Source organism: Halorubrum sp. SD612, assembly GCF_002135005.1.
In genome coordinates, this window is the sequence record NZ_NEWI01000101.1 from 1 (window position 1) to 10,397 (window position 10,397).

At 68.1% G+C, this 10,397-nt stretch carries 13 protein-coding genes and 1 pseudogene; 3 read left to right on the top strand and 11 right to left on the bottom strand.

Features of this window, described 5'->3' with window-relative positions; genetic code table 11:
• The 4 genes from B9G38_RS11570 to B9G38_RS11580 all read right to left on the bottom strand — a co-directional run.
• The coding region (locus tag B9G38_RS11570; protein ID WP_143415426.1) for a DEAD/DEAH box helicase at positions 1–704 on the bottom strand (704 nt) is incomplete at its 3' end.
• A gap of 168 nt (positions 705–872) precedes the next feature.
• On the bottom strand, positions 873–1,151 hold the full coding sequence (locus tag B9G38_RS18560; RefSeq protein ID WP_233127201.1) for a hypothetical protein: 279 nt from the start codon (positions 1,149–1,151) through the stop codon (positions 873–875).
• Between the two features lie 158 nt (positions 1,152–1,309).
• Positions 1,310–1,768 carry a hypothetical protein gene (locus tag B9G38_RS18565; RefSeq protein WP_233127202.1) on the bottom strand — a complete coding sequence of 153 codons (459 nt, stop codon included), beginning with the start codon at positions 1,766–1,768 and terminating at the stop codon, positions 1,310–1,312.
• Between the two features lie 96 nt (positions 1,769–1,864).
• A complete protein-coding gene (locus B9G38_RS11580) occupies positions 1,865–2,542 on the bottom strand; it encodes a class I SAM-dependent methyltransferase (protein ID WP_086220470.1) in 678 nt (225 codons plus the stop codon).
• A 66-nt stretch (positions 2,543–2,608) separates the two neighbouring features.
• Between B9G38_RS11580 and B9G38_RS11585 the strand changes: the two genes are divergently transcribed.
• Positions 2,609–3,052: a hypothetical protein gene (locus tag B9G38_RS11585; protein WP_049931978.1), complete on the top strand. Its 444-nt coding sequence runs from the start codon at positions 2,609–2,611 to the stop codon at positions 3,050–3,052.
• Between the two features lie 63 nt (positions 3,053–3,115).
• Here the strand turns inward: B9G38_RS11585 and B9G38_RS11590 are convergent, their stop codons facing one another.
• Positions 3,116–3,691 (bottom strand): magnesium transporter, encoded by a 576-nt coding sequence (locus B9G38_RS11590; protein WP_086216141.1) that lies wholly within the window; start codon positions 3,689–3,691, stop codon positions 3,116–3,118.
• On the bottom strand, positions 3,688–4,260 hold the full coding sequence (locus B9G38_RS11595) for a magnesium transporter (protein ID WP_086220471.1): 573 nt from the start codon (positions 4,258–4,260) through the stop codon (positions 3,688–3,690). Before B9G38_RS11595 ends, B9G38_RS11590 begins: the two co-directional genes overlap by 4 nt.
• An 813-nt stretch (positions 4,261–5,073) precedes the next feature.
• Here B9G38_RS11595 and B9G38_RS11600 point away from each other — a divergent pair.
• Entirely contained in the window at positions 5,074–5,652 is a 579-nt protein-coding gene (locus tag B9G38_RS11600; protein ID WP_049931973.1) for a hypothetical protein, read from the top strand.
• A 27-nt stretch (positions 5,653–5,679) separates the two neighbouring features.
• Here the strand turns inward: B9G38_RS11600 and B9G38_RS11605 are convergent, their stop codons facing one another.
• Positions 5,680–6,543, bottom strand: coding sequence for a hypothetical protein (locus B9G38_RS11605; RefSeq protein WP_086220472.1), 864 nt, complete (start codon positions 6,541–6,543; stop codon positions 5,680–5,682).
• A 178-nt stretch (positions 6,544–6,721) separates the two neighbouring features.
• Here B9G38_RS11605 and B9G38_RS11610 point away from each other — a divergent pair, with 178 nt between their 5' ends.
• The gene (locus tag B9G38_RS11610; protein WP_086220473.1) at positions 6,722–7,195 is read left to right on the top strand and encodes a hypothetical protein; all 474 of its coding nucleotides are present in this window, start codon (positions 6,722–6,724) and stop codon (positions 7,193–7,195) included.
• A 179-nt stretch (positions 7,196–7,374) separates the two neighbouring features.
• Here the strand turns inward: B9G38_RS11610 and B9G38_RS11615 are convergent, their stop codons facing one another.
• From B9G38_RS11615 to B9G38_RS11630, 4 genes and pseudogenes are all read right to left on the bottom strand, one after another.
• Entirely contained in the window at positions 7,375–8,556 is a 1,182-nt protein-coding gene (locus B9G38_RS11615; RefSeq protein ID WP_049931970.1) for an aspartate kinase, read from the bottom strand.
• 366 nt (positions 8,557–8,922) lie between these two features.
• Entirely contained in the window at positions 8,923–9,624 is a 702-nt protein-coding gene (locus tag B9G38_RS11620) for a Zn-ribbon containing protein (RefSeq protein WP_086220474.1), read from the bottom strand.
• On the bottom strand, positions 9,625–10,038 hold the full coding sequence (locus B9G38_RS11625) for a DUF2073 domain-containing protein (protein WP_049931967.1): 414 nt from the start codon (positions 10,036–10,038) through the stop codon (positions 9,625–9,627).
• A pseudogene (locus B9G38_RS11630) lies at positions 10,038–10,397 on the bottom strand (GTP-binding protein); the annotation flags it as partial. The pseudogene B9G38_RS11630 and the gene B9G38_RS11625, both read right to left, overlap by 1 nt.

Sequence of the window (10,397 nt, forward strand, 5' to 3'; positions counted from 1 at the left end):
GTCTGGTCCTCGCCGCGCTCGACTGGGACCTCGCGCTGGCTCCCGTCGTCGAAGTTGATCGCGTTGCCGAAGTGGACGCCGGTGTGGAGCTCGATCGGTCGCCAGTCGGACTCGACGAGTTCGGCGTCGAGCCAGTCCGCGATGACGTCGGCGTTGCCGACGGTCGCCGAGAGCGCGACCGTCTGGAGGCCGGGGTTCACCTTGCGGAGCTTCGCGAGGGTCACTTCGAGGGTGGGGCCGCGGTGGGAGTCGTCGACGAGGTGGACCTCGTCGCTGACGACGCAGGTGAGGTCGTCGATCCACGGCGCGCCGTTGCGGACGAGCGAGTCGACCTTCTCCGAGGTGGCGACGATGATGTCGCGGCTGGCGAGCCACTCGCCGTCGGAGTCGTAGTTGCCGGTGGAGACGCCGACCGTCACATCGAACTCTTCCCAGCGCTCGAACTCGGCCTTCTTCTCGCTGGCGAGCGCGCGCAGCGGGACGATGTACAGCGCCTTGCCGCCGCGCTCGACGGAGGAGAGCATCGCCAGCTCGGCGATCAGCGTCTTGCCGGACGCGGTCGGGACCGCCGCGACGAGGCTCTCGCCGTCGGTGACGCCCGCCTCGACCGCCGCTTCCTGCGGCGGATACAGCTCCGCGACGCCCTCCGCTTCGAGCGCCTCGCCGACGCCCGCGGGGAGCCCGGAGAGCGAACTCGGTTCCATTACCGGAGTCTGGGCCCCGCCTCGATTTAAACCGTCGGAACGGGCCGAACATAGCGGAAGAACGCGCGGCGGCGCGTGTCGGTGAGCGGCCGGAGCGAAGCGAAGGCCGCGAGTTGCGCGCGCGAACCGCTGGCGGCCGGGGGCAGACCAAGGGCGCCGTCTCGCGACCTACCCCCAGTGCGATCCCGACCCTACAGCGTCCCGGCGGCTGACGACCACGTACAGTCCTCGAAAGCCGACGGCGACGCCCGCGCCGAGCGACCCGAGCGCGGTCGCAACGGCGAGCGCGGGAACGAAGAAGGCCGGATCGAGGACGTAGTCGAGCGAATCGGCGATAAACGCGATCGCGGTTGCGTGTCCCAAGACGGCCGCGGCGTCACCGGGCCACGCGAGTGCGATCCCGCCCCGGTACCAGTAGACGAGCGCCGCGATCGGAGCCCCGGACACGGCGTACCCGAACGGCTGGTAGGTCGGATAGGAGGCATATAACCAGAACGTGGACGGGACCGAGAGAACGGCGGCGACAGCGATGACGACAACCGCTCTGTGCCGCTCCCCCGACGAGCCGAAGAAGCGTTCCGACGCTGAACGCTCGCTCGGGGGACTCAATCGACGGAGGGCAGAACCGACGACGACGGCGAAGGCGCCGACCGCGAGGCCGAGCCGGAGGTGAGTCGGAAGCGTGACGCCGAGGACCTCCATCTCCAGTACGTCCGGCAAGGGGCTGAACGCCGCACGCGCGAGAGCCGACGCGACCGGGATGGCGGCCCCGCTGCGAGCGTGTAGATGGCGGCACCACCGTGATACTGAACGAGGATAGCGATCGCCGCGGCGGGCAGGTAGAGGACGGCGGTGGCACGCGAGTGACCGATGTCGCTGATCTCCGGGGCGACCGCGCGGATGGCACCGAGTTGGGTGGTCACCTCCGTACTCGCACCGTACGCCGCGTTCGACCGCCAGTAGGCGGCGTAGAGGACGAACGCAAAGACGAACACGAGACCGACGGTGCCGGCGATACGGAAGCGACCGTCGGGACGGCCGAGGAGGGCACGGCGGACGTCCATTGAGGGAGACGACTGTGGGACTCGGTAAAACGGTTGGGAGATCAACTGTTCGTCTCGCACCGGCCGCCACGGGAGGTCGAATCCCGACGGACCGAGTCAGGGAGCCACGCCGACGGTCAGCAGCGTCCCCCAGGTCCGATACCGATCGATCATCGCCTCGCGCGTCTCGTACCCCTCGGTCGGGAACGCGGAGGCGTCGGGAATCTCGGTCTCGCGGTCGGGAATCGCGTCCTGCTCGGCGACGTACAGCCCGGCCTCGCGGAACGCCTCGCGGTACTCCTCGCGCGACCACAGCGTCATGTCGACCGAGATGTTCTCCTGCCACGCGTGGGTGGTCTCGCTCTCCGCGAAGTAGTTGACCGCGCAGTAGAACGTACCGCCGGGCTTCAGCACGCGCCGGACCTCTTCGAGGGTGTGGACCGGGTCGGCCGCGTAGTAGAACGCCTCCATCGAGAAGACGTGGTCGAAGGAGTCGTCGGCGAAGGGGAGTTCGTCGAAGTCGCCGACGAGGAAGCCGACCGCGTCGTCGTCGGTGTACTCGCGGGCGTTGCTGGCCATCTCCGGGGCGCCGTCGAGGCCGTAGCCGCGGTCGATCCCCCGCTCGCGGAGCGCGCGGAGCGCGTAGCCGGAGCCGGTCCCCAGATCGAGGACGGCGTCGCCCGCCTCGGCCGGCATGCGGGCCAACACGTGTTTCGCGGTGTGCCAGTGGCGGTCCTCCATCCCGCGGTCCTTCCCGCTCGCCGCCCACTCGTCGAACTCCTCGCGGACGCTCATACCGGCCGAACGGGGAGAGCGGTGAAAAACGGCGGTGTTTTACCGGCTCCGCTCCCGCCGGTGGGTATGAAGCGACCGCGAGCGCTCCGCCGACCGAACTTCCGGGTGGCCGACATCGCCCAGCAGTCGGTCGGCGGCTTCCTGCTCGCGGGGCCGTTCGTCGTCACCGCGGAGGTCTGGGAGCTCGCCGCGGGGATGAACTGGGTCCAAGCCGGTGTGACCGCCGCGCTCGTCGGACTGATCGGGTACGCCGCGCTGTACCGGGCCGACACCGGACGCGACGTCGACGAGGAGCCGGACTTCGTCGGGATCCCGACCCGCTTCGTCTCGCTGATGACGGTGGCGTTCGGGTCCGTGCTCCTGCTCGCGCTGATCTTCGACGCCCCGCAGACGTTCCTCGTCGAGGGTGGGATCGGCGACGGCGCGGTGGTGGCGACGACGGCGAAGGCCGTCGCCGTCGGCGCGATGTTCAGCGTCGTCGGCGCGGCGACCGCCGACAGCGTGTTCTGAGAGGGGCGTGGCGCGCTGTCGCGGTCACGGCGCCGCGGTCGCGCTGTGCCGCTCGCTCCGGCCTCACAGCACGACCGAGACGACCGCGAAGAGGATCAGCACGCCGGCGATGTCACAGAGGTTCGTCACCACGGGGATCGTCGTGTCGTCCGGATTGAGCCCGACGCGGTAGGACACCTCGACGGCGGCGACGCTGGCGACGACGACGAGGACCGCGAGGCACAGCCCGGAGACCAACGAGATCAGCAGCACCCGGCCGAGCGCGAGCGACCCGCCGAGCGCGAGCCCGATCGCCCACGCGGCGACTCCCACGGCACCGAAGACGGTCGCCGCGAGCCCGAACACCGCGCCCGCGTTCGCCCGGAGGGCCGGGTTCGACGGGCTGAGCTCGTAGGTCCCGAGGTACAGCTGGGTCGTGAGCCGCGAGCAGGTGATCGACGCGAGGTTGCCGGCCGTCCCGATCTGGACGGGAACGAGGACTAGCAGGGCCGGGTACCTGAGCAGTACCGCCTCGTACGTCTCCAGTACCGTCCCCGAGACGAGCTGAAGCACCGACAGCGCGGCGAGCAGGGGGATCATCGTCCGGACGATCCGTCGGACCGACCACTCGTCGACCGCGGTGGACTCGGGGTCGGTCACGACAGCGCCCCCACGGCGGCGACGCCGATCAAGAGGAAGAACACCCCGAACACGTCGCCGAGCGTGGTGACCACCGGTCCGATGACGTTGTCTGGGTCGAGCCCGCGGCGGTAGCCGAGGAAGATGACCGCGATGAGCACCGTGATCATCAGCACCGCCGAGAGGAAGCCGGCGACGACCATCACGCCGACCAGCTGGAAGAGGCTCCCGCCGTCACCGAACAAGACGAGCGTCGCGTAGGTGACGACCGCGATGAACACGGAGACGGTCATTCCGTTCAGGAAGGAGGCAACGACCGCGTTCGTGAGTCGCCGGTCGGGTTGAAACCGCGGTTCGATGATCCCCTGGTGGAGCCCGGTCGAGAGCCGGGCGCCGAGCGAGCCGTACACTCCCCCGCGGGTGGCGAGGAACGCCGGGAGCAACAGGAGGAGCCCGGGGACCTCCGCGATGTTCGCGCGCATGGCGTCGGAGGCGAGTATCGTCCCCGCGAACAGCCCGGCGATCAGGCTGACGGTTATCACCGGGACCGCCTGCCGGTAGATGTCGCGCGCGGAGTCGTGCCCGGGCATCGAACGCACCGACGACGGGCGGGGCAAAAAAACCGACCGAAGCGTTTGAACGCAGGATCGAGACTTGTCACAACTCATCGGTCCGTGACGGCGATCTCCAGATGAAACGAAGGGGGCGAATGCGGTGGAGACGCAGAGTACGTACGAATCAATTACGAGGAACAGGATCGGGAGAACGAGCGACGAGATCAGTTTCAGGAGGCCACTCACTTGAAACGGAATGAGCCGTAGATTTTGGTAGTTCTGCTACTCCCGACGGACTCTGTCTAGTTCCATTCGATTCAGTAATTTCGTGTTTTCGTCACTGGATTCGATTTTCGAGTAGTTGAGGGCGCCAGTTTCGCCTGTCGGATGCTCTTTTCGGAGTTCCTCCAATCTTGAGTCGCTGTGCTGTTGGGCCTTCTATTGGTCAGTCGAGTCGGGTAGAGGAACGAAACGAGAATCGTTCCGACGAAACCGGCGGCGATCACAGAGACCAACCGCGAGGGGGCGTTTGCCCGGAGGAAAATGAACGCGGGGGGGAGAAGTAGCGACCCCGTCGAGAACGTGAGCGTAGTGCGAATCGAAAAGTATCCGGTGATGCTGAGGCCACCCAACCCGTCCGGATCCAGCGGGTCGACTTACAGATCAACGTCCTAGAGTTCACGGACGGCGAGTATCGTGGTGACGACGCCGGAGAATCCGCCGACGATGACAGCGTCGTATGTCCCAGAAGACGTATCGCTCATTTTCTCAACCACAGGTGTATTCTATTTGACTTAATTATTAGCCCGTCGACCGCACCGTTAAGTCGGTCGCGTGATTGCCGATCCCATGGACTACTCGCTCGCGATCGAGAACGGACCGGAAGCGATACCGGGTGGCACGGGACTCCTGCTCGTCCACCCGAGCATCGGCGAGACGGACCGGATCGACACCGATTTCCTGAAGACCGACACCGACGCGTTCCTCGTCGTCTCGACCCGGACGACCGCCCGCGAGGTCGAACAGAAACTGGAGTACTACGACGTCGACGAGACGAAGGCGACGATCCTCGACACGCTCTCCGTCGAGCGCGGCTACTCGCGACGGACCGCCGACGACGTCTACTACGTCTCCGCGCCGGACGACCTCGACGGCGTCGTCGACCGCGTCGAGCGGTTCCTCACCGAGAACGAGGGGAAGCGGCGCGTCTCGGTCGACTCGCTCACCGAGATGGCCTACTACGCCGACGACGACGCGGTGTACGACGCCGCGAGCGAGATCCTCGACCTCCTCGACGAGCACGACGCGGTCGGTATCTTCCACCTCTCCGAAGAGGTCCACGAGGTCGCGACGCTCGACCGGTTCCGCGACCTGTTCGACGGTGTCATCGACCTCGACGGGGACGGGAACGTCGTCGTAGACGTCTGAGCGGCGGTCTGCCGCCGCGAGGAAGCGTCAGCTCTCGTCGAGAAGCGCCGCGAACGTCTTCTCTGTCCACGCCACGGCGTAGGCGGCCCCGCGGTCCCGGTAGGCGGTCGTGTCGAGGGCGGCGTACGGCGCCGGGAGGTCGAGGTCGTGTTTGACCGCCGAGCAGGCGTACTCCGTCGCGCTCGGGAACTCCGTGTCGCCGCGCGCGACCTCGCCGGAGAGCTCACCGAGCCGGCCGGAGAGCCGCTTGCCGGCGTCGACCCACGCGTCGTACAGCCGGGGGTGCTCCGACTCCCACGACGCGAGCGTGTCGCGGGTGTGGAGGCCGACCCACGCGTCGAACAGCGCGTTCGCGACCTGGAACACGTCCGCCGGTCCGAATCCCGTCGTCGACGCGCCCGTCTCCGGGTCGGGGCGGCGGATCGCCGCGTCGAGGTCGCGGTAGCGCTCGCCGAAGAAGGGGAGGAACGTCTCGGGGAGCCCGGTCGAGTCTCCGCCGCTCACTGCGCCCGGAGCCGGGTCGCAGTCGATCTGGACTAGCCGCTCGGCGACGAGGAAGGCAAGGAAGTCTTCGGGCGTCCCCTCCGCACGTCGCTTGACGAGGACCGCGGGCGGATCGGTCTGTGCGGTCCGGACGACGGTCCCGTCGCCGGGGAGTCCGACGGTGAACGCCGGGCCAGCGTGCTTGCCGAGCAGGTCCGGGACCGCCTCGGGAAGCCACTCGGCGGGGTACGACGCGGGGTCGAGCGCGTCGACAAAGAGGCCGAGGTCCTCCGCGGCGGCCGGCGGGAGGGTCTCGAAGTCGGACTCGACGTCGAGGACCGGCGATCCCGGTGCGTATTGATCGCGGACCGCTTCAATATCGTCGTCGAGCGCCCGGGGCGAGAACATCAGCCGAGGACGTACGAGAGGATGATGAGCACCGAGAGGACGGCCGAGACGCCGACCGTGCCAACCACGATCTGGGTCGATTTGGACATGCGAGACAATCCGTCCGCCCGTCGTTAAAATCATCCGGTCGACGCCAACCGTGCGGCGATTTTATGCCGTCGGCCGAGAGTACTGACGTATGCGAGTTCGTGACGCGGTCGAGGCCGACGCCGCGGCCGTCGGGTCGATGACGGGCCGACCCCGCGGCGTCGCTCGGAACATGATCCACGACCGGTCGGTTCGCGTCGCGGTGACAGACGACGCCGGGTCGGAATCGGGGGGAGCGCCCTCGCCGTCGGAGCCGAGCGGCGACGGTGACGGCGGTGACGACACCCCGGTCGACGCAGTCGCCGGATTCGTCGCGTTCGACGTGCGTGACGGGACGGTTCACGTGACGAACTTCGAGGGCACCGCGGCCGCGGTCGAGCGGCTGTTCGAGGAGCCGGTCGGCTTCGCGAAACGAGAGGGAATGTCGGTCGAAGTCATCGTCCCCGCCGACGGGATCGGTCCGGAAGTGGTCGAGGCGTTCGGCTTCGAGGCGGCGGGATCCGGGCCGCGGATCGACGGCACGGCGACGACGAGGTACCGGTTCGATCCGGCGGAAAGCGGCTGAGGCGGACGCTTCGGGGTTTGTCGTCCGGTCAGGGCCGCGGCCGCCCATCCGGTCAGGGTCGCGGTCGCCGATCCGATCAGGATCGCAGCCGCCCATCCGGTCAGGGTTGCGGTCGTCGATCCGGTCAGGGTCGGAGCCACCGATCCGGTCAGAGTCGCGGTCGTCGATCCCCGCGAGGCTTAGTCAAAGCGCTCTTGGACGATTTCGAGGGCCTCCTCTCGGTCGTCCCAGTCGACGAACACCGCGACGGAGGTGGCGCTCGTGATCAGGTCGATGATGTTGATTCCGGCGTCCGCGATGGGCGCGATGATGTCCTGAATGACCCCCGACTGGTTGGGGAGCTCGCCGCCCGTGACGCGGATCACGGCGATGGGGTCGGCGACGGTGACGGAGGAGAGCGCCTCGTCGGTGACGACCGCCTCGTGGAGCAGCGCCTCGGCGGTCTCGGCGATGTCGACATCGACGTAGAAGGTGACCGAGTCCATGCCGGACGCGACCGCGTCGATGTTGACCTCCTCGGCGCGCAGCGCGTTCGACAGCTCCGAGAGGATCCCCGGGCGGTTGCGGATGGCTCGCCCCGCGATGGTGAGACACGCGAGCGGCTCCTCGCGCATGTCGATCAGGCTCTCGAACTCGCCTTCGATCCGCGTTCCGCCGCGGAGCAGGTCACCGTGCTGGTAGTGGACGACCCGAACCGCGAGCCCCTCGTCCTTGTACGAGAGCGCAGACGGCGCGACGACCTCGGCGCCGCGGAAAGAGAGGTTGCGCAGCTCGTCGACGGTGATCTCGCCCACGTTGCGCGCGCCCTCGACGACGCGGGGGTCGCCGGTCATCACGCCCTCCACGTCGGTGACGATCACGACCTCGTCGGCGTCTATGTAGTTGCCGAGCATGACGGCGGTGGTGTCCGAGCCGCCGCGCCCGAGCGTGGTGACGTTGCCCTCGTGGTCCTCGGCGAGGAACCCGGTGATGATCGGGACGACGCCGTCCATATCGGCCGCGATCTCCTCCGCCCGCCGCTTCGTCTCCGCCACGTCGACCTCGCCGAGTTCGTTGGTGACGACCGGCCAATCCGGGTGGCCGGGTTCGAGGAAGACGGCGTCGACGTCGCGGACGGACAGCGCGGCCTTCAGCATGCGGACGCTGGTGCGTTCGCCCATCGAGACGATCTCCGCGCGGTCGGCGTCGTCCGTCTCGAAGGTGATGTCGTCGAGGAGGTCGTCGGTGGTCGACCCCATCGCGCTCGCGACGACCGCTATCTCGTGGCCGGCCGCGACCGCGCTCGCGACCGAGTCGGCCGCGCGCTCGATCCGGTCGCCGCTGCCGAGGCTCGTTCCCCCGAACTTCGCGACTACGCGCATGCGGCTACCCCGTCGCGGGTCCGAGAGGGTCGGTCTCCGGCGAGCGGTCGGCGGCGGGCGAGCGGGACGGCGGGTGCCGAGCCGACGCCGGAATTCCGGGTCGGTCGGCGGGAGCGATCGGTAAACATGCGACTCCGTAGCGGAGGAAGCCGGATAACAGTATCTTCTTCGACAAGGGTCGCCCGAATCGCCGAATCGCACGAATCGGCGGCCGTGCGGCGGTGGAAACGGAACGAGCGATCACCGATGTCGGCGGGAGCGGGCGCGGCGGGCAAAAGCGGCGCCGCGCTCGCGTCACGGGGGTAGACCGGGGACCGGAGCGGTGCGGGCCGGAGCGGGCCGGAGCGGTGCGGGCCGGAGCGGGCGTCACTCGTCCTGGATGCCCCACGCGTCGGGCATTTCGATGACGTACCGGCCGTCCTCTTGAAGCGAGATGATGTACTCCTGTCTGTCGTACAGCTCCATCAGGTTGAGCTCGTACTGGCCGGGGCTGACGATCCGGATGCTCTCAAACTGGTCGTTGAGCTCGTCGCGGAGCGCGTCGATGCCGGGCTTGGACTCCTCGTCGGTCGGCTCCGAGGTCTCGGCGGAGTCGACATCGCGGCTCGCGCGGTCAAGCTCGTCCGGGGACACCACTTCGGATCGCGCGCTCGCCTGTGCCATGTCCTCGTCACTCCGGTCAGCGATCTGTTCCGTACCGTCGGACCCGGTCGTTGATTCGGCGCCCGCCACGGCGTCGTCCGGCATCGGATCGGCCCGGTCGTCCGGCGTCGCGTCTGCGGCGTTGTCGGGGCCCCGAGCGGCGGCGCCCTCGTCGGACGCCGACGCAACCTCCCCGTCCGCGGTCGGCCGCGTTCCGTCGGACGGCCCCGAGTCGGAGTCGGGCGTCCCGTCCGCTCCGGCGGCGGAGTCGGACGCCTCGTCCGCTTCGGCGGCGGGGCCGGCGTTCTCCGTCGCGTTCGCGGGCTTGAACTGGAACTTGTTCCCGCCGCAGTCGGGGCACCCGGACAGCATCTCCTTGGAGCCGTCGGGGAACGTCCGGCCGCAGGAGGTACACTGGTGGGGCATCTACTTGCGAGAGACGAGCGTGCTGATGAGGTTCTCGTCTTTGTGGAGGGTCTCGATTCTGTTCGCCGGGCCGATCACCGTGAGCTTCTGGGTCGACTCGCGGCCCATCAGCTTGTCGAGGAAGCTCTGGTCGCCCGCCTCGGCCTTGGGGTACGTCTCTATCTCGATGCCGGTGAAGTCGTCGGGGCTGATCTCGGTCATCGTCACCTCGATGAGCTTCGACTCCTCGTCGGGGGAGAGCCCCTCTTCGAGGATGACGATGTTTCCCTCGCGGACGCCGTCGAGGATGAGCCGGATCTTCTCCATGCTCGTGAGCCCCTCCATCCGCGCGCCGCTTATCATGTCGATCCGGACGCCGTCGTCGGAGTCGTCGGGATCGTCGGCGGCGTTGACGTTGGCTTTCGGGCCGGCCATTAGCCGAAGTACTCCGCGATCTTGGTGTACACTTCGTCCATGTTGTCGCCCTCCAACGCCGACAGCGGAATCGTCTCGTGTTGCGGGAAGGCGTTCGCGATCTGCTGGACGTCCGATCCCGGCAGGTCAGTCTTGTTCGCGAGAATGAGCGCGGGGAGGTCCTGCGACTCGATGATCCCGATCAGCATCGTGTTCACCTGGGTGAACGGGTCCGACGTCGAGTCGAGCACGTAGATGACGCCGTCGACGTCCTCGCGGAGCCAGTGCATCGCCTCCGCGACGCCCTCGGTCGCCTCGCGCGACCGGCGGACGGCGTCGTCCTTCTCCATGTCGTGGTCCAAGAACTCCTTGTAGTCGAC

What these genes read in the sequence shown, in the direction of transcription:
- B9G38_RS18565 (WP_233127202.1), bottom strand. Translation starts at nt 1,768, where the DNA reads ATGGACGTCCGCCGTGCCCTCCTCGGCCGTCCCGACGGTCGCTTCCGT.
- B9G38_RS11580 (WP_086220470.1), bottom strand. Translation starts at nt 2,542, where the DNA reads ATGAGCGTCCGCGAGGAGTTCGACGAGTGGGCGGCGAGCGGGAAGGAC.
- B9G38_RS11585 (WP_049931978.1), top strand. Translation starts at nt 2,609, where the DNA reads ATGAAGCGACCGCGAGCGCTCCGCCGACCGAACTTCCGGGTGGCCGAC.
- B9G38_RS11595 (WP_086220471.1), bottom strand. Translation starts at nt 4,260, where the DNA reads ATGCCCGGGCACGACTCCGCGCGCGACATCTACCGGCAGGCGGTCCCG.
- B9G38_RS11600 (WP_049931973.1), top strand. Translation starts at nt 5,074, where the DNA reads ATGGACTACTCGCTCGCGATCGAGAACGGACCGGAAGCGATACCGGGT.
- B9G38_RS11605 (WP_086220472.1), bottom strand. Translation starts at nt 6,543, where the DNA reads ATGTTCTCGCCCCGGGCGCTCGACGACGATATTGAAGCGGTCCGCGAT.
- B9G38_RS11610 (WP_086220473.1), top strand. Translation starts at nt 6,722, where the DNA reads ATGCGAGTTCGTGACGCGGTCGAGGCCGACGCCGCGGCCGTCGGGTCG.
- B9G38_RS11615 (WP_049931970.1), bottom strand. Translation starts at nt 8,556, where the DNA reads ATGCGCGTAGTCGCGAAGTTCGGGGGAACGAGCCTCGGCAGCGGCGAC.
- B9G38_RS11620 (WP_086220474.1), bottom strand. Translation starts at nt 9,624, where the DNA reads ATGCCCCACCAGTGTACCTCCTGCGGCCGGACGTTCCCCGACGGCTCC.
- B9G38_RS11625 (WP_049931967.1), bottom strand. Translation starts at nt 10,038, where the DNA reads ATGGCCGGCCCGAAAGCCAACGTCAACGCCGCCGACGATCCCGACGAC.